Origin of the sequence: Aeromonas sp. 600948, from assembly GCF_049174875.1 — a bacterium.
Taxonomy (GTDB): domain Bacteria; phylum Pseudomonadota; class Gammaproteobacteria; order Enterobacterales; family Aeromonadaceae; genus Aeromonas; species Aeromonas veronii_A.
Genome location: NZ_JAAKTY010000011.1, coordinates 77839 through 96815, shown reverse-complemented (window position 1 = coordinate 96815; position 18977 = coordinate 77839). Strand labels below are relative to the sequence as shown.

19 protein-coding genes are annotated in these 18977 nt (G+C 55.7%); all 19 read right to left on the bottom strand.

What is annotated here, in order from left to right:
• Position 1: 1 nt before the first annotated feature.
• The 19 genes from G5182_RS11400 to G5182_RS11310 all read right to left on the bottom strand — a co-directional run bounded on the left by G5182_RS11400 (position 2) and on the right by G5182_RS11310 (position 18929).
• On the bottom strand, positions 2-922 hold the full coding sequence (locus G5182_RS11400; RefSeq protein WP_421254386.1) for a flagellar motor protein MotB: 921 nt from the start codon (positions 920-922) through the stop codon (positions 2-4).
• A 2-nt stretch (positions 923-924) separates the two neighbouring features.
• On the bottom strand, positions 925-1662 hold the full coding sequence (locus G5182_RS11395) for a flagellar motor protein (protein WP_227341082.1): 738 nt from the start codon (positions 1660-1662) through the stop codon (positions 925-927).
• A gap of 2 nt (positions 1663-1664) precedes the next feature.
• Positions 1665-2780 (bottom strand): protein-glutamate methylesterase/protein-glutamine glutaminase, encoded by a 1116-nt coding sequence (locus G5182_RS11390; RefSeq protein ID WP_227341083.1) that lies wholly within the window; start codon positions 2778-2780, stop codon positions 1665-1667.
• A 32-nt stretch (positions 2781-2812) separates the two neighbouring features.
• Positions 2813-5050: a chemotaxis protein CheA gene (locus G5182_RS11385; protein ID WP_421222787.1), complete on the bottom strand. Its 2238-nt coding sequence runs from the start codon at positions 5048-5050 to the stop codon at positions 2813-2815.
• An 11-nt stretch (positions 5051-5061) separates the two neighbouring features.
• Positions 5062-5802: a protein phosphatase CheZ gene (locus G5182_RS11380; protein ID WP_216951803.1), complete on the bottom strand. Its 741-nt coding sequence runs from the start codon at positions 5800-5802 to the stop codon at positions 5062-5064.
• 12 nt (positions 5803-5814) lie between these two features.
• Positions 5815-6198, bottom strand: a complete 384-nt coding sequence (gene cheY / locus G5182_RS11375; protein WP_041234108.1) for a chemotaxis response regulator CheY — start codon at positions 6196-6198, stop codon at positions 5815-5817.
• A gap of 111 nt (positions 6199-6309) precedes the next feature.
• A complete protein-coding gene (locus G5182_RS11370) occupies positions 6310-7029 on the bottom strand; it encodes an RNA polymerase sigma factor FliA (RefSeq protein WP_216951804.1) in 720 nt (239 codons plus the stop codon).
• Positions 7022-7864 carry a MinD/ParA family protein gene (locus G5182_RS11365; protein WP_408082997.1) on the bottom strand — a complete coding sequence of 281 codons (843 nt, stop codon included), beginning with the start codon at positions 7862-7864 and terminating at the stop codon, positions 7022-7024. Before G5182_RS11365 ends, G5182_RS11370 begins: the two co-directional genes overlap by 8 nt.
• 34 nt (positions 7865-7898) lie before the next feature.
• Entirely contained in the window at positions 7899-9323 is a 1425-nt protein-coding gene (gene flhF, locus G5182_RS11360) for a flagellar biosynthesis protein FlhF (protein ID WP_227341085.1), read from the bottom strand.
• Positions 9324-9339: 16 nt separating this feature from the next.
• Positions 9340-11445, bottom strand: coding sequence for a flagellar biosynthesis protein FlhA (gene flhA, locus G5182_RS11355; RefSeq protein ID WP_421206218.1), 2106 nt, complete (start codon positions 11443-11445; stop codon positions 9340-9342).
• 107 nt (positions 11446-11552) lie between these two features.
• Positions 11553-12683, bottom strand: a complete 1131-nt coding sequence (gene flhB, locus G5182_RS11350; RefSeq protein ID WP_216951807.1) for a flagellar biosynthesis protein FlhB — start codon at positions 12681-12683, stop codon at positions 11553-11555.
• Complete coding sequence (gene fliR / locus G5182_RS11345; protein ID WP_216951808.1) at positions 12676-13473, bottom strand: flagellar biosynthetic protein FliR; 798 nt, start codon at positions 13471-13473, stop codon at positions 12676-12678. The genes flhB and fliR overlap by 8 nt, the downstream gene beginning before the upstream one ends.
• A complete protein-coding gene (gene fliQ / locus G5182_RS11340; protein ID WP_005334727.1) occupies positions 13470-13739 on the bottom strand; it encodes a flagellar biosynthesis protein FliQ in 270 nt (89 codons plus the stop codon). The genes fliR and fliQ overlap by 4 nt, the downstream gene beginning before the upstream one ends.
• A 25-nt stretch (positions 13740-13764) precedes the next feature.
• Entirely contained in the window at positions 13765-14538 is a 774-nt protein-coding gene (fliP, locus tag G5182_RS11335) for a flagellar type III secretion system pore protein FliP (RefSeq protein ID WP_216951809.1), read from the bottom strand.
• Complete coding sequence (gene fliO, locus G5182_RS11330) at positions 14525-14905, bottom strand: flagellar biosynthetic protein FliO (RefSeq protein ID WP_216951810.1); 381 nt, start codon at positions 14903-14905, stop codon at positions 14525-14527. The genes fliP and fliO overlap by 14 nt, the downstream gene beginning before the upstream one ends.
• Complete coding sequence (gene fliN, locus G5182_RS11325) at positions 14902-15294, bottom strand: flagellar motor switch protein FliN (protein ID WP_005343964.1); 393 nt, start codon at positions 15292-15294, stop codon at positions 14902-14904. The genes fliO and fliN overlap by 4 nt, the downstream gene beginning before the upstream one ends.
• Before the next feature lie 49 nt (positions 15295-15343).
• Positions 15344-16414: a flagellar motor switch protein FliM gene (fliM, locus tag G5182_RS11320; protein WP_005343961.1), complete on the bottom strand. Its 1071-nt coding sequence runs from the start codon at positions 16412-16414 to the stop codon at positions 15344-15346.
• A gap of 7 nt (positions 16415-16421) precedes the next feature.
• Positions 16422-16937, bottom strand: a complete 516-nt coding sequence (fliL, locus tag G5182_RS11315) for a flagellar basal body-associated protein FliL (RefSeq protein ID WP_227341088.1) — start codon at positions 16935-16937, stop codon at positions 16422-16424.
• Between the two features lie 57 nt (positions 16938-16994).
• Complete coding sequence (locus G5182_RS11310; protein WP_421254385.1) at positions 16995-18929, bottom strand: flagellar hook-length control protein FliK; 1935 nt, start codon at positions 18927-18929, stop codon at positions 16995-16997.
• Positions 18930-18977: the final 48 nt, after the last annotated feature.

The following is an 18977-nucleotide window of genomic DNA, read 5'->3' as shown; positions in this document are numbered from 1 at the left end:
ATCAATCCTGCCTTGTTGTTATACGTATGCCGCCACCGGGCAAAGAGATAACCTTTATCTCTCCAGCATCCACCGCCTGCTGCACCACAGGAACCGGTTCGGCAACCACCGGGGGCTTTACCGCCACAGGAGCTGGCGGCACCCAGGCGAATTTGGAAATTGCGACCACAACCTTGCGATTTTGCAGCCGGCCTTGCTCAGTGCTGTTATCGGCAAAAGGGGAAAACTCGCCATATGCCTCAAAGGCCAGACGCTGGGGTGCGATGCCATCAGCAATCAAGCCATTGAGCACCGCTTCGGCCCTCGCAGCAGAAAGCGCCCAATTAGAATGATAAATTTCATTATTTATCTGTTGGTTATCTGTATATCCTCGGACCCTTATATAGTTATCGACCGGTTTGAGAATACTTGAAAGAGTATTGATTACCGGTGCAGCATTCGGTCCCATAAAGGCGCTGCCACTGCCAAACAGCAGACCTGAACTGAGTTCCACAGTCAGCCAGTTCTCGTCTTGCGTCATTTTGACTATCCCGGCATCCACCAGTGACCCCATGCTCTCTTGCAACTGCATATCAAGTTTGGCAAGTGTCGTGCCATCTTGCAGCACAGGGACACCAGAAATGGGGGCAAGTGAAGGAGAGGGGGACGTTGCGCTTTCCAGCAACGAGGGGGAGGCAGAAACAGCATTCTCCAACAGTGAATTGCCCTGCCCCTCCAGCAGACCATCACTGCGAGACTGCATGACACTGAACGCCTGACTCATGCCATCTATCACCGCACGATATTTGTCCTTGTTCACCAGCGCAACAGAGTAGAGCACCACAAACAGAGCAAATATCAGCGTCATGTAATCGGCATAGGAGACCAGCCAACGGTCAAGGTGTTCACGCCCCTGCAAGTGCAAACGATAGCGCTTGCGCATGGCTACTCTCCTTTCAAATAGGCCCTGAGCCGACGTTCAACCTGTAAACCATTCTCACCATGGGCAATGGCTAACAGCCCTTCCAGGGTCATCTCCTGAAACAGTGCATAGTGATAGTGAAACGCTCGCAACCGGTTGGCTATCGGTAGATAGATCAGGTTGGCAAACCCGACACCATAGATGGTTGCCACAAATGCCACTGCGATGCCAGCCCCCAGAGCAGATGGCTCTTCAAGATGAAACATGGCCTGGATAAGGCCCAAGACAGCGCCGATAATCCCGATTGTCGGACTATATCCCCCCATGGCTTCGAACACCCGGGCCGCATGTTCATTACGCTCCTGCTCGATATCGATATCGGCTTCGAGCAACATGCGAATATCCTCCGTGGAGACACCATCGACAATCATGTTCAACCCTTGGCGGGTAAAATGGTCCTCCTCCTGCTCAGCCTGATTTTCGAGGGCCAGCAGCCCCTGCTGGCGTGCAAAGGCAGCCCAGGATTGTAGCCGTTCAGCCTGGGCAGAGAGATCCTGCCGTGGCGGATTGAAAATCCATAGACACTGGCGCAATGCCAGCAAAACAAACTTGGCAGGGGTCTGCAATGTAACGGCACCAACTGTACCGCCAAGAACAATGAGAAAAGCAGGCCCGTCCAACAACGTCAACAGGGAGCCACCATGCCACAGCTGGGCAATAGCAATAGCCCCCAGTGCGAGGAGCAGACCGAGCAAGCCCATGATTAGCGCCCCAACTCAACCAGAATACGCTGGGCCACCTTGTCCAGAGGAAGTGATTCACTGGCAATACCTGCCTTTGCAACCGCTTGAGGCATGCCATATACCACGCAGGAAGCCTCATCCTGAGCCCAGATTGTAGAGCCCTGCTCTTTCAGCAGTCTGGCACCATCACGGCCATCAGCCCCCATACCGGTTAGCACAATCGCCAATACCTTGTCGGCATAGGTCTTGGCAGCAGAGGCAAAGGTAATGTCCACGCAAGGCTTGTAATTTACCTTGTCGTTGCCATCAACGATGCGAATACGGGCGCCTGCACCACGACCCTCCAACAGCATCTGCTTGCCACCGGGGGCCAGGTAGGCATGGCCCGGTTTGAGGACGTCTCCATCCTCGGCCTCCTTGACACCTATCTGGCATAACCCGTTTAGACGGGCAGCAAAAGCTGCGGTGAAGGTGGCAGGCATATGCTGGATAAGCAATATTGGGTGAGGAAAATCCCCTGGCAACTTGGTCAGCACATTTTGCAAGGCTACCGGGCCGCCGGTAGAAGTCCCGATCGCCACCAATTGATAACTCTTGCCACTTCGCTTGAATGAGGCACTTGGCACAGTGCGTTGCAGGTCAGGCTGACGCTCTGAAGATCTGGGCGCAGTGCTACCCAGCGGAGCACGAGCAACCGGTTCAGGTGCTTTGGGGCGAGCAGCGGATGTCATCAGGAAGCGCTTGCGGGAGATCTCCTTCACCCGTTGTTGCAACAGTCTGACCGCTTCGTCCTTGTCTCTGGCAATGTCTTCAAATTTTTTGGGCAAGAAGTCAAGAGCACCGGCGTCCAGTGCATCCAGCGTTGCCTTGGCGCCTTCATGAGTCAGGGAGGAGAACATCAGAATGGGAGTTGGACACTTGGCCATGATCTCCCGCACTGCACTGATGCCATCCATCACGGGCATCTCGATGTCCATGGTGATCACATCAGGGCGCAGCGACATGGCCTTGTCTACGGCTTCACGCCCATTCTGAGCAGTATCTATCACCGTCAGCATGGGATCCTGATTGATTATCTCGCTCACCCGGCGGCGAAAGAAGCTCGAATCGTCGACAACTAATACCTTGACTGCCATTGTTATTTTTCTAACTCCTTGGGCCTGAGCGATTAATGTCTACGCGCATATGCTTTGAGCAGACTCGGTACATCCAGAATAAGGGCAATACCGCCATCGCTGGTAATGGTTGCACCAGCCATCCCCGGGGTGCCTTGCAGCAGATTATCGAGCGGCTTGATCACCACCTCTTCTTGACCAATCAAGCTGTCGACCACAAACCCGATTTGCTGAGTGCCAATCTGCACGATCACCACATGCCCGGTATCCTGACGTGAGCGCTTGTTGGTACCACGGATCAACCACTTGTGTAGATAAAAGAGGGGAATCGCCTTATCACGCACAATGATGGTGAGCTGACCATCGACCATATTGGCCTTTTTCAGATCCAGATGGAAAATCTCGTTCACACAACCAAGGGGAAGAGCGAAGGTCTGCTCACCCACTTCAACCATCAGGGTCGGCAGAATGGCTAGCGTCAACGGAACCTTGATTTCGAGACGGGTGCCTTTCCCCCAGGTAGAATCGATGTGCACTGACCCATTGAGGCTGACAATACTGGTTTTAACCACGTCCATTCCGACACCACGGCCAGAGATATCGGAGATCTCGGACTTGGTCGAAAATCCGGGGGCAAAGATCAGGTTATAGGCATCGTTATCACTCATGCGCGCGGCAGTATCTGCATCCAGCACACCGCGGCTGATCGCAATAGACTTGAGTTTTTCCGGGTCCATCCCGGCGCCATCATCCTCAATGCAAAGCAGGATATGATCGCCTTGCTGGGAGGCGCTAAGGGTGATCGTCCCTTGCCGCGGCTTGCCCGCTTTCTCCCGCACATCCGGCATTTCGACCCCGTGATCGCAGGAGTTGCGAACAAGGTGAACAAGAGGATCGGCGAGCGCCTCCACCAGGTTTTTGTCGAGGTCGGTCTCTTCCCCAACCATCACCAGCTCAATCTCTTTTTTGAGGGTTCTGGCCAGATCACGCACCACGCGCGGGAAACGACCAAATACCTTCTTGATTGGCTGCATGCGGGTTTTCATCACCGCACCTTGCAGGTCAGCCGTTACCACATCCAGATTGGCAACCGCCTTTGACATCTCTTCATCATTACTGGCAATACCCAGACTCACCAGCCGGTTACGAACCAGTACCAACTCACCTACCATGTTCATAATGACATCAAGGGTCTTGGTATCCACCCGCACCGTCGTATCGCTTTGCACTGCACTGTTTTCGGCAGGAGCTGGCGTAGCCTTGGCGGCAGGCGCTGATGCCTTGGCTGCTTCGGCAGGTTTTGCGGGGTCAGCCTGTACAGGTTTGGCTACAGGTGTTGTCGGTTTGGGCGCAGTCACCGCGGCAGGTGCGGTAGGTGCGGCAGGTGCGGCAGGTGCGGCAGGTGCGGCAGGTGCGGCAGGTGCGGCAGGTGCGGCAGGTGCGGCAGGTGCCATACTACTCTGAGGACCTTGGCCACGACCATGCAATTCATCAAGCAGGCGTTCAAACTCATCATCATCGATAAGCTCGTCCACCTCTTTTTGCACCGACTTCAGAGGATTCACCTCTGGCGCCCCCATGTGCTGTCCCTGACCATGGAGTTGATCCAGCAAGGCCTCAAACTCATCATCGGTTATATCGCCAGATTCGCCAGCAACAGTCGCTCCTGCCGCACTCTTGGTTGGTGTGCCCCCCACGCCATGCAGCTCATCCAGCAGACGCTCGAATTCATCAGCTGAAATCTCGTCTATGGATCCGCCCCCGTTAACAGGAGCAGGATCGCTGGCCTGGTTTATCGGTTCAACAACCTCGGGGTCGGAGACAACCTCAACAACAGGAGTGACAGCCTCCTGCTCCATGGCAATAGCGCCACTTGTCGCGGTTCGGAGTTGCTCTTCTCCTTCAGGCTTGCACAACTCGTGGAGGTCATGGAGCAGATCATCAGACGCAGGACTTGGCGCTTCACGGTTTTGTACTTGGGCGAACATGACGTTTATGGCGTCCAGCGCTTGCAGGATCACGTCCATCAGTTCGGCAGTCACGGTTCGCTTGCCATTACGCAAGATATCAAATACGTTTTCAGCGCCGTGGCATACGTCAACCAACTCCCCCAAAGACAGGAAACCGGCACCACCTTTTACGGTATGGAAACCGCGAAAGATGGCATTTAACAGATTCTTGTCATCAGGCCGCTTTTCCAAGTCGACCAGTTGCTCAGACAACTGTTCCAATATTTCGGATGCTTCGACCAGAAAGTCTTGCAGTATGTCTTCATCAACTTCGAAGGCCATGCGTCACTCCATTAGAATCCCAAGCTAGACAGCAGATCGTCCACATCATCCTGACCATTGACTACATCGGCACGCGCCTCTGGATTCATGATTGGGCCTTCGGCTTCAATCCCGTTCACAGGGAGAGTACGAGTTGAATGCTCAGCTGCAGCCTCACCAAACATAGTCAGCATTTCTATTAATTTTGTTTCAACTTCCTGAACCAGTTTTATGACCTTGCGGATCATCTGGCCTGTCAAATCCTGAAAGTCTTGTGCCATCAGAATTTCTGTCAGCAGTTGTCGTAACTTATCGGCATCTGACTCAGAAGCCTTAATGAAATCATCAAGTTGATGGCATAAGGACTTAAACTGCCCCACGCTCATATCTCTGGACATCAGTGCATTCCAGTTGGGCATCACCAGCTGGATATTATCATTCAGGCGATCCGCTATTGGCAGACTGGCCTCTACCGCATCCATGGTGCGATTAGCAGCCTTGTCGGTCATATCTATGACGTAATTGAGGCGCTCCCTCGCATCGGGAATGTCATGGGTGGCCAAATCGGGAATTCGGGGGTCGAGACGAAATTCTTGAAGTGAGTTATGCAGTTGTCGGGTCAGCTGACCAACTTTTTCAAACAGATCGGCTGCGTTGGGGGCACATACATTGGCAAGCAGTTCATCGGCCAGCTCGAATTCACCTTGCTCCAGATGAGCAACAAGCATCCTTGCCTGGTCGAGCGAAATCATTGCTTTCGTTTTGGCCATCATCCCTGCTGCTCCTTAGCCAAGGCGTTCAAAAATTTTGTCGAGTTTTTCTTTGAGCGTTGCTGCAGTGAAAGGCTTGACGATATAACCGTTAACGCCGGCTTGCGCGGCTTCGATGATCTGCTCGCGTTTGGCTTCTGCCGTCACCATCAGTACCGGCAGATGCTTGAGCTTTTCATCGACACGAATGGCTTTCAGCAGGTCGATACCTTGCATGCCTGGCATGTTCCAGTCGGTAACCACAAACTGGAAATCACCATTTTTCAGCATCGGCAATGCTGTGTTGCCGTCATCCGCTTCATGGGTATTGTTGAACCCAAGGTCGCGAAGCAAGTTCTTGATAATCCGGCGCATCGTTGAAAAATCGTCAACAATGAGGATTTTCATGTTCTTGTCCAAAATTCCCTCCTCAATAGCCACCTCAGTGGCTCACTTACATGATGCTAAAAACGGGTTGTGTCATGCGGATTATGCCTTAGAGTTTCATCTCAGTGTAGCCAGTACAAACACTTATAGATGCCAATCTCTCAAACGAGCGCGTAGTCTGTGCATTGCCTGACTATGTATCTGACTCACGCGCGACTCACTCACATTCAAAACCTCGCCAATTTCACGTAAATTCAGCTCTTCATCGTAGTAAAGAGAGAGAACCAGGGCTTCTCTCTCCGGTAAGCGACCAATTTGCTCCGACAGTTGAATTTGAAATCGTTCTGTGGCCAGTTCATCAAACCCCGAGCCTGACGGAGCTTCATCAGGGTTACCGATCACATCCTCACTGACCCCCAGATCCTCGATACCGATGATCTTGCCACAGGAGACATCCTGCAGCATGACATGATAATCAGCGAGAGAGACCCCCATTTGCGCTGCGACTTCCGCGTCGCGAGCATCCCGTCCATTGGCTTGCTCCACATTTTCGATCGCTTCGGCAATCGCTCTGCTGTTTCGATGCACGGAACGGGGCACCCAATCACCACGCCGGATCTCATCCAGCATGGCACCACGGATACGGATCCCGGCATAGGTCTCGAAACTGGCTCCCTTGCTACCATCAAAGTTCCGTGACGCTTCGAGCAGCCCAATCATACCTGCCTGTATCAGGTCATCCAGCAAGACACTGCTTGGCAGGCGAGCCAGCAAATGCTGGGCAATCCGCTTGACCAGTGGAGCATGGCGCTCTACCAGCAGATAGGAATCCTGATGACGCAAGTACGCTTGGGCTTTATTCACGGGAACCTTCCTGTGTGGTGGCCTGAGTCTGCAACAGATTCTCCAGGAAAAACTCCAGATGACCGCCAGGCTGGTTTGGTACCGGCCAGCTAGCTGCTTTGTTGGCCAATGCGCGGAAAGCCAAAGCCGCCGGCGACTTGGGAAACGCCTCGACAATCAGTTTCTGCTTGCGCACGGCTGCACGCAGATTGGTGTCATAAGGCACGCAGGCAACCAGTTCCAGTGACGTATCGAGGAAACGATCGGTTACCCGGGTCAGCTTGGCAAAAAGCTCCTGCCCTTCACGCAGGCTGCGCACCATATTTGCCACTACCTTGAAGCGAAATACACCGTGCTCTTTGGAGAGGATCTTGATGAGGGCATAGGCATCGGTAATGGAAGTCGGCTCGTCACACACCACCACCATGATGTCCTGCGCAGCACGGGTGAAACTCAAAACCATGTCCGAGATCCCCGCCGCCGTATCCACCATCAGAATATCGACCTGGGTCTTCATCTCGCTGAAGGCGCGGATCAGTCCGGCATGTTGTACCGGTGAAAGCTCGACCATGGACTGGGTCCCCGAGGTTGCAGGCACAATCATCATGCCATACGGTCCCTCAACGATAATGTCGTCGATAGTGCACTCACCTGCCAGCACGTGAGAGAGATTGCGATGAACCCGCAGCCCCAGCATGACGTCGACGTTGGCCAGACCAAGGTCAGCATCCAGCACCATTACCCGTTTGCCTTGGGCCGCCATGGCTCCGGCCACGTTCAGGGTCACGTTGGTCTTGCCCACGCCACCTTTACCACCGGAAACGGCGATCACTTTTACTCGATTGTTTTGACGCATTTTGCGCAGACCACTCGCCTGATCCATATACATGTTACTCATAAAACTCCGAATCTTCGGCCTCGCCAAAGCCTGTGCCCCAGAAATAGGGCTCTTCTGTTTCTCGCTCCAGCGAGCCCATGGCTGCGCCGACAAGCTGCGCCGCATTGGCAACCTGAATATCTTCCGGAACCCGCTGCCCATCCGTGATGTAACTGATAGGCAAGGCATTCTGGATACACACGTTAATTACTTCGCCCAGATTCAGACTCTCATCCAACTTTGTAAGTATGCAGCCGCTCAAGGGAATGCGCCGGAAATGGTCAACCGCTTCCTGCATTACCCGACGCTGGGAGGTTGCCGACATCACCAGATAGCTGCGGATCCTCACCTTGGCATTCTTGACCAGGGTATCGAGCTGCTCGGTCAGACGGATATCCCGCTGCCCCACGCCTGCCGTATCGATCAATACCAGCCGACGGTGGCGGAACTGATAGAGGGCATTGGCCAGCTCTTCGGCATCACGCACCTGACGTACCGGACAGCCCATGATCCGGCCATAAGTCTGTAATTGCTCATGAGCACCGATCCGGTAGTTGTCAGTGGTGATAAGGGCCACCTGCTCGGCACCATACTTCATGGCAAAACGGGCGGCTAATTTGGCGATGGTGGTGGTCTTGCCCACCCCGGTCGGCCCCAGCAGGGCAACGGCGCCCCCCTGACGTAAAATCTCGTCCTCGCTGATCTTGAGCTGAGCCGTCAACACTTCCGCCAACTGGGCCATCGCCTGATGGATGGGCATGTCTTCAGGGATCAGCCCCGCCAGTTGATCGGCAAACGCATCGTCAAAGCCCATCTTTTTGAGCTCCTTGATCAGCAGAGCCCGCATCGGCTCACGTCGCTCAACTTCCTGCCACATCAGACCGGAGATCTGGTGCTCCAGCAATTTGCGGATACTGGCCATCTCCTTGCGCATCCCCTCCATCTCCTGATCCCGCTGAGCAGGTTGAGAAGAACGCTGGGCGGAGGCAACCCGGGCTTTGGGCTTGACAGGTTCCGGGGCGGCGCCCCATTGCCCCTGCTCGGCCAATGTTCTGGGCGCTGCATTGGCAGCGGCCAGACCGGCCGATTGGGTATTGCCCATTGGCGCCCCATTGCCCGGCTTGAGCTTCTGCTGGCGCGCCAGCAAGGCTGCCAGGGTATCGGCATAATGTTCGTTCTGTTCCTGAACCTTTGTGGGCTCGGGGCGGGTCATCTGCCGAGCAGCAGACGAAATATTGACACTCTCATCGTTCAGCTGACGGCGAACCGGCGCATCTTTGGGCCCCGGAACCTGGGATTGATAATCGACTGCGGCGACTATCTCTACCCCTCCGGTGACCTTCTTGTTGGACATGATGACAGCGTCAGGCCCGAGCGTCTCCTTGACCTCGGCCAGAGCCGTTCGCATGTCCTTGGCAAAAAACCGCTTAATCTTCACCCATCGTCTCCGCTAACTAGTTCTGCCCTACCGCACTGACGATGCGGATCTGCTTGTCGTCGGGCACTTCCTGATAAGACAGAACACGCAACCCAGGAATGGCATTCTTGACAAATTTTGCCAGGGTATTGCGCAAGATCCCCGATGTCAGAAGCACGGCCGGTTGGCCTTCCAATTCTTGTCGTTGAGTGGCTTCCACCAGCGAGCGCTGCATTCGCTCCGCCAGACCCGGCTCAATACCGGCACCATCACCTCCACCCGCCTGCAGGGATTGATGCAATATACGTTCCAATTCAGGTGCCAATGTTATCACCGGTAGCTCTGGGTCTGGGCCGGCAATCTCCTGCACAATCAGACGACGCAGGGCAATCCGGCAAGCCGCGGTGAGCACTTCCGGATCCGGACTGCGCGGCGCGTATTCAACCAGGGTCTGCAGGATAGTGCGCATATCGCGGATTGGCACCCCTTCATCGAGCAAATTCTGCAATACCTTCACAAGGTTACCCATGCTGATCACTTCCGGCACCAGCCCTTCGACCAACTTGCTCTGGTGTTTGCCAATCATGTCGAGCAGTTGTTGTACCTCGTCATGGCCGAGCAACAGTGAGGCATGGTTGGTCAAGATCTGACTCAAATGGGTGGCAACTACGGTCGCAGTATCCACCACTGTATACCCCAGGGTCTGCGCCTGTGACACCTGCTCCTTGGCTACCCACACTGCTTCAAGTCCAAACGCGGGATCCCGGGTAGCAATCCCCTGAATTTGGCCGAATACCTGCCCCGGGTTGATGGCCATCTCTTTATCATGGTAGACGCTGGCCTCGCCGGTACTGACTCCCATCAAGGTGATGCGATATTGATTTGGTGCCAGATCCAGGTTGTCGCGGATGTGGACGGCAGGCACCAGAAAGCCCAGTTCTTGCGAGAGTTTCTTGCGCACCCCTTTGATCCGGTTGAGCAGTTCGCCCCCCTGATTGCGATCCACCAGCGGGATTAGCTGGTAACCCACTTCCAGCCCGATGATGTCTACCGGCATCACATCGTCCCAGCTCAACTCTTTCTGTTCATGCGATGGCTGGTCAGTACTGGTCGGCATCAACTCGCCGCTGGCTGCTTTGGCTACCGCCAGCTTCTCGCGGCGCAGCAGCCACCAGGCTCCAGCGGCAGCGATCGCCCCCAGACTCAGGAAGGCGAAGTGCGGCATCCCCGGCACCAGTCCCATCATCAGCAGGATACCGGCAGAGATGATCAAGGCCTTGGGATTGTCGAACAGTTGGCCCAATACCGCCGTGCCCATATCCTGATCGGTATTCTGACGGGTCACTATGATGGCGGCGGCGATAGAGAGCAACAGGGAGGGGATCTGCGCCACCAGACCGTCACCTATCGCCAGCAGGGTATAGATCTCGGCAGACTCCCTGAAGGTAAGATGATGCTGCATCATCCCGATGATAAAGCCGCCGATGATGTTGATGAAGAGGATCATGATGCCCGCAATGGCATCCCCTTTGACGAACTTGGAAGCACCATCCATAGAGCCATAGAAGTCCGCTTCCTGGGTCACATCCTGGCGACGCTTCTTCGCCTCTTCCTGGTTGATGAGGCCGGCATTCAAATCGGCATCGATGGCCATCTGTTTGCCCGGCATCGCATCCAGAGTAAAACGGGCGCTCACTTCCGCGATCCGCCCGGCCCCCTTGGTGATAACCACAAAGTTGATGATCATCAGGATAGTAAAGACGATGATGCCGACTGCATAGTTACCGCCGATCACCACATTACCGAATGCCTCGATCACATGGCCTGCCGCTGCACTGCCATTGTGACCTTCCAGCAACACCACTCGGGTCGAGGCCACGTTCAATGCCAACCGCAGCAAGGTGGCCAGCAGCAATACGGTCGGGAAAGCAGCAAATTCGAGGGGGCGCCGGGTATAGACGGATACCAGCAGCACCACGATAGAGAGCGCAATGTTGAAGGAGAAGAGCACATCCAGCATCAGTGGCGGGATGGGCAACACCACCATGCCGAGCGCGGCCAATACCAGCAGAGGGGTACCAAGGCCTTTGCTCAATACTCCCCGAGACTGTTTTAACTGGCCCAATACTGCCTTGAATTCCATCGCTCTTCTCAATGTCAACCTGCTGGTGCCAGATTAAAGCAAACATTAAGCCAACAATGCAACACATTGAAATGCAATGAATTTATTTTGACAACGTCAGAACTTTGTCATTTGCGATATTCGGTCGGAATGGGCAGATCTTTAGCCAGCGGCTGAGGACGGCGCCCCTGGCCACGGCGGAATTTCTTGAGCTGGAAGACATAGGCCAGAACCTGGGCAACCGCCGCAAACAACCCTTCCGGGATCTCGTGGCCCAACTCGGTAGAGTGGTAGATAGCCCGGGTCAAGGCCGGTGACGGCATGATGGGTATCTCGTATTCTCTAGCTATCTCCCTGATCTTCATTGCAATTTCATCAGTTCCCTTGGCCAAGACCTTGGGCGCAGCACCGGGTTTGCCCGCATCATACTTGAGCGCTACCGAGTAGTGAGTCGGGTTGGTGATCACCACATCAGCCTTGGGTACATCCCCCATCATCCGGCGCATCGCCATCTGCATCTGCAACTGGCGGATCTTGCCCTTTACCTCGGGTTTACCCTCGCTATCCTTGAACTCGTCCTTCACCTCCTGCTTGGTCATCTTGAGCTGACGCATATGGTTCCATTTTTGGAACGGCACATCGATGGCCACAATAGGCAACAGGGCACAGCAAAGAATGATCAGCATCCACAAAAAAAGGTCGAGGGCATCTATAATCCCACCGGGGAATCCCTCCATGGAGAGGTTGAGCAGATGATCAAACTGGCTGGAGAGCATCCACCAGGCAAACAGGGTGATGAACACCACCTTGGCGATGGACTTGACCAGCTCAATCAGCGACTGCACCCCAAACATCCGCTTGAACCCGCTGATGGGGCTCATCTTGCTGAATTTCGGCATCATTGCTTCAGTGGAGAAGTTCATCCCCCCCATCAGGATATTGCCGATAAAAGCTGCAATAGCGACCAGAGCGAATAGCAATCCGAGCGGAAACACCAGTTCCCCCAGCAGCGCCGGCACCATGGCAACCATGGCATTGGGATCGAAAGCCTGCTCTCTGTTCAGCGTGAAGCCCATGGTCACCACCTTGAGCATGGCGTTCGCCAGGTAACCCTTGATAAACAGCAGGCCAAATACGGCTGACAACAGCACACTGGCTGTTCCCAGCTCCTTTGAACGTGCAATCTGCCCTTTTTCACGGGCCTGTTGCAGTCGTTTGCCCGTGGGTTGTTCGGTACGTTCCTGGTCGGTATCAGCCATTGACACCTCCGAAACATTGGGTGTCAATCAGCTCGCAACTGACCTCCTGCACCCGCTCCCACAAGGTGTCGAAATGGCCGAGGAACCCGCCGATCGTAAGCCAGAGGATAAGCAAACCCGACATCATGCTGACGGCAAAACCGATACTGAAAATATTGAGCTGGGGGGCTGCCCGGGTCATCACGCCAAAAGCGAAGTTGATGAGCAACAGCGCCACGATGGCAGAGAGGGCCATCACCAGCGAGGCCTGATACATGACCCCCAGGAACGCGCTCAGGGTTTGCATAGAAGAGAGTGACAGACCGCTATCGGAGATGGGTAGCGTCTCAAAACTGAGGATAACCAGGCGTAGCATCACCAGATGACCATCAAGCGCCAGAAATACCAGAGTCGCCAGCATCAGATAAAACTGACCGACCACAGGGGCCGACTGGCCATTCATCGGATCCACCAGGGTGGCAAAACCCAGACTGGTTTGCATGGCTATCACCTGCCCCGCCATCACGAAGCTTTCCATCAGAAACTGGGTCATCAACCCCAGCGCAATACCGATCAGCAGCTGCTGGCCCAAGACCAGAAAACTGCCGGCAGAGAAGAGCTCCACTGGGGGCATGGGAGGGAGCAGAGGAGCAACCAGAAACGTCACGGCTACCGCCAGCCCCAACCTGATCCGAGCGGCGACCAGCCGGCTGCCAAATACCGCCATCACCATGAAAAGGCTGCTTATTCTAGCCAGTGGCCAGAGAATGGACGACAACCACTCCATGATCAGAGCGGTGGTATAGGTCACCCCACCACCTCGGGAATTTGATTGACCATCAGGATGAAGAAGTCCATCAGACTCTGCATTCCCCAGTGAGCACCAATCCCTAGGGCCAAAAGGGTCACGATGAGACGGGGCAGAAAGCTCAAGGTCTGTTCGTTGATGGAGGTGGCGGCCTGAAAGATGGCTACCACCAACCCGATAGCAAGGCTGGGCAGGATCACGGCGCTGACCATGATATTGACCAGCCAGAGCGCCTCACGAAATACATCGACAAAGGTTTCTGGACTCATGTTCGGGCTCCTTGCATGGGACCGGTTAACCGGCACCCAGTCCGAAACTGTTGGCCAGCGAACCCAGGATCAGGTTCCAGCCATCCACCATCACAAACAGCATCAGTTTGAAAGGCAACGAGACGATCATCGGCGAGAGCATCATCATCCCCATCGCCATCAAGATACTGGCGACCACCAGATCGATGACCAGAAACGGCAAGAACAGCATAAAGCCAATCTGGAAGGCTGTTTTCAGTTCGCTGGTGACAAAGGCCGGGATCAGCACCCGCAGCGGCACATCGGCAGGCTTCTCCACCTGCACGTTGGCGATCTCCATAAAAGTATTGAGATCCTTGATCCGGGTCTGGGCCAGCATGAACTGGTGGATGGGCAATTCAGCCCGTTCCAGCGCCTCCTTGGCCTCAATGGTTTCGGCCAGATAGGGCTGCAGTGCCTCGTCATTTATGCGATCCAGCACAGGCGACATGATGAAGAACGACATGAACAGGGCGATGCCGATCAACACCTGATTGGAGGGGCTCTGTTGCAGACCGATCGCCTGACGCAAGATACCCAACACTATGATGATACGGGTAAACGAGGTCATCATGATGACCATTGCCGGCAGGAATGAAAGTGCCGTCATCAACGCCAGCACCTGCAGGGTCAGGCTGTACTCCTGAGAGCCATCCCCCATGGTCTTGACGGTCACTGCCGACATGCCGTCCTGCGCCAGCGCAGGCCAGGCGCAAAACAGCGAAATCAACAGGCTGGCCAGCAATCCGCTTTGCCACAACAAGCCGTTAGTTTTTTTCATGTTTGCCCATCAACTTACCCAGCTGCTGGGAAAACGCCTGCGGCTGCTGTTCGTCCAGCGGCTCCTCCAGCCGATAGAGAAAGTTGACCTGCTGCGGCGTTACGCCGACCAGCAGCTGCTGCTCACCCACCTTGACCACCAGCAACTTCTCCTTGTAGCCCACAGGCAGCGTAGCAATCACTCTCATCTGCCCGCCCCCCATGGCGGTGGCAATTTTGCTCTTCTTGAGCAAGAAACCCAGCACCAGAATAAGCCCGATCACCATCAGGCTGGAGAGCAGCCAGGAGCTCAGGCTGGGAGGGTTGGCGGCCCCCCCCACCTCGGCAAACACCGGCAATGGCAGCCACAACAGCAGCAGACGCATCATTTGAGTTTCTTAATCCGTTCAATCTGGCTGATGACGTCGGTCAGGCGAATACCGAACTTGTCGTTCACCACCACCACCTCGCCGTGAGCGATCAGGGTACCGTTAACCAGCACGTCGAGGGGCTCGCCCGCCACCCTATCCAGCTCCACGACCGAGCCCTGGTTGAGCTGCAGCAGGTTACGAATGCTAATCTGGCTGCGACCGACCTCCATCGAGATGGTGACCGGAATATCCAGAATGGTGTCAAGCTTGCGCCGCTCCTCGGCACTGATGGGGGCATCGTCCTTGAGCTCTTCCAGCGGGGCCGGTTTGGCTTCCGCCGTCACCTGCTCCTCCAGTGCTGCCGCCCAGGCATCAGCCATCAGATCCTCTTCCTCTGTTCCGCTCATCTTGTTTCCTTATACCACTTCGTGACGATCAATAACTGCAAACCGTCGATTAACGCTGTTGTTCTTCGATGCTGCGCTCAAGCTCTTCAAGCTCGGCCTCACCATCGATACGTACACCACCCCGGGTCACCAGATGCATCTCGGTCTTGACCCCTTCCGGGCGCTTGAGCTTGTCGGTGATCTTGAGTGCCACATTCTCCTTGGTCCGCCCCATCTTGGCATGGAAGGTGGGCAAATCTTCCACGTAGACCAGCAAATGTTCGGGCATGTCGACCGGAATAATATCTCCCGGCTGCAGCTCCATCAGTTCACGCAGAGTGAGTTCGGTCTCCAGCAGTTTGGCCCTCAACTCGACCTTTACATCCATGATCTCGTCACGAAGTGCCTTGCTCCAGCGCACGTCTGTGTCACCCTTGTCACTCTGCACACCGGCATCGAGCAGTTCACGGATCGGCTCCAGCATGGAGTAGGGCATGGCCACGTGGAAATCGCCGCCGCCACCATCGAGTTCGATGTGAAACGAGCTCACCACAATCACTTCGGTCGGGCTGACGATGTTGGCCATCGCCGGGTTCACTTCAGAGTCGAGATACTCGAACCCTACGTCCATCACCGGCGCCCAGGCATCCTTGTAATCCTCAAACACCAGTTTGAGCAGCATCTGGATGATCCGTCGCTCGGTCGGCGTGAACTCGCGCCCCTCAATCTTGGCGTGGTAGCGCCCGTCACCACCGAAGAAGTTCTCCACTAGGATGAAAACCAGTCGTGCCTCCATGGTGATGAGTGCGGTTCCTTTCAATGGCCGGAAACGCACCATATTGAGGCTGGTCGGCACGAACAGGGTGTGAACATACTCACCAAACTTCAGCATCTGCACCCCGTTGATGGAGACCTCGGCGGTACGACGCATCATGTTGAACAGGCTGATCCGCATGTGGCGAGCAAAACGTTCGTTCACCAGCTCCAGGGTCGGCATCCGGCCACGGACGATGCGGTCCTGGGAGGAGAAGTCAAACTGGGCAACGCCGGGGTCTCCGGCGCCGCCTATCTCTTCCTCTTCGACATCATCGACACCGTGCAAGAGGGCATCAATTTCGTCCTGACTTAACAGATCGCTCACGCTTCACCTACTGCATTACAAAGCCGGTAAACAGCACTTGTTCGATAACGGGGGAAGAGACCAGGTCCTTAAGCACCCGACGGCACTCTTCCAGTGAATCCTTGCGCAGCTTCTCCTTGCCTTCAAAGGTCATCAGCTGTTCGGCACTGGCTGCACTGAACACCCGCAGCAAGGTGCCTTCAATCAGGGGTATATTCTGTTTGGCCAGCGTCTCGTCGGCGGTGCCGCGCACCATCAGCTGGATCTTGATCTGCACCAGTCGATCCCGCTGGGCTCCCGCGACGTTGAAGACAAAGGGACGCGGCATCCCGACATAAAGGGATGGCTGGGGTGCTTCCACCTTGGGTTTGGCCTCAGCACCCTCCGCCGCTTCGGCAGGGGGGGTATCCGAGCCGGACAGCATAAGCCAAGCGCCTGCTCCACCACCGCCCAGCAAAATGACCGCCAGGGCAATGATAATAATCAGCTTCTTTTTCTTGCCCGCAGCCGGGTCTTTTAGCGTCAATTCGTTATCGTCAGCCATCCCTTGTCCACCCTAGTCTCAAACTTGTTCGATATCATAAACTTACTCGGGATTGCATCAAGCATAGAAATCTATTCCTGAACCGTTTGTCGATTCCACCGACAAATTGGGGTTGGTCGTAGTGACCTCCCCGTCAAGATGGCTATGACCGGAGTGTCCCTCTCCTGATTGTCCCTGCCCGGCAAACGCCGACTGACCCTGCTGTTGTTGCTGCGGTGACTGTTGTGACTGCTGCTGCACCTGGGTCTGGCCAAGCTGGATCCCCTGCCCCGCCAGCATTTCACGCAGACGGGGCATCGCCTGCTCCAGCATCTCACGGGTCTGTCCGTGCTGAACTACAAAATGGACGCTCGCCTGGCTGGATGCGTCGATCTGGATCTTGATCTTCATCTTGCCAAGGCCGATGGGGTCTAGCTGAAGCTCGGCCTGCTGCAGCTTGTCGGCCAGCATCAGGTTGACCTTCTGGTGCAATTCGGCGGGTGCTTCCTGACTAGACAGTTTCAAATGGGGTAAATTCTGCGGTTCACGGCGCAACGTGCCCTCAGCGGCGGGCGCCCGGCTGTCGGCCACCTGGGGCTGAGGCTGGCTGTTCTGGCCATGCTGTACAGTCTGGCTCTGGCTGCTCTCGCTGCTCGATGTCGTAGCGACAAGACTCTTCTCAGACTCACCGACCTTCGGTTTTACCTCAAGCGAAACCGCTTTGCGCACCTCGTCGGTGCCCGTCACTTCCATCTGCCTGATCCCGGCTGAAATGCTCGACAGCGGCGCTTGCGGCCCCTGAGATTCGGACTGCGCCAACACCTGCTGCGGCGCCACCATCACGGGTGCGGCAGCGCTATCGGTCTGAGTCGTCACATTTGCCGTCACGCTGCTCTGGGCTGTGGCACTTTGCACTGTCGTCACTTGCGCCGCACCTGGATTGGAGGATGTGGTTGTCGCTGCCTGCTGTCCCCCCTCGGCGCTACTCTTATCAGCTCCCTTGCCAGACCCATTAGCGGTGCTCTCTACGGCAGTAGAAGTGGTTGAGCTACCCGCATCTGGTTGTTTGCCCCCCTCACCGAATGCCTTGAGCACCGCCCCCTGAGTCGTGGCTTGAGCAGCTTGTCCCTTGCCGGTCACGACGCTGCTGGCAGCGGGGTCGGATTTGCTGTCATCTCCCTCTTTCACTGCGGGTGACTCACCACTATTTGCCGCATTGGCGGACGCCTCAACCGGCAACACCCTGGCCAGTTGGGCCATCCGCTCAGCCACCGTAAGGGGCTTGGTGAGCTTGCCATCTGCCCCGAGAGTTTCACCCTTGGCAAAGACTTTCTCCCCGGGCTGACCATCTTGGGTGGCGGCGGCATCCTTCCCCTCAGAAGTGTTGGAAGCGGAGGACAGTACGGCGGTCGAGGCGTCGCCCTGCTCAATCACTCCTCCTGCAGAGAGTGAAACCGGAGTTTCAAGGGAAGATTTACCAGTCGTAGCCAGAAGCGACTGCGCCCCGGACTGATCGGCAAGTTGGCGTACAGTCCTGACAGTTGCAGGGGACTGCTCGCTTTCATCAAGCGCAATCCCCTCCAGCGCACCCTCTTGCGGCAACGGATTGCCGTCTGCCGCAGTGGCGCTCTGTTGGGCCGCCACCGCCAGCTGGGGAGTCACTAGCGAGGTATCGAGCTTGAGGGAGTCTTGCAGACGGAGCAGAAAGTCGGTGGCAGGGAGCTCCTCCGCCTTGTTGACGGCGTCAGGATCCTCCTCCTTGCCGATCTCCTCTTTGGGAGAGGCGCTTTCGGTCGCCAAAGATTTGGCTGATCGGACATTTTTATCGCCCTGAGTAGCCTCGGCGGCGCCGTGTTCGCTGTTCCGGGCCTTGGCAATCAGAGTGGCGAAATCACCCTTGCTGTCGCGCCCCCCCAGATCGATGCCATTGCTCTCGACTGAGCTGCTCAGAGGCGCTTTGTCCAACCCGTTGGCCGGAGCCGAAGGCGTTTGTGTCAACACTGTCTGCATCATGATGGCATCCCTGAATTCTGGCGGCCCCCTACGAGATGGCCGCCGACA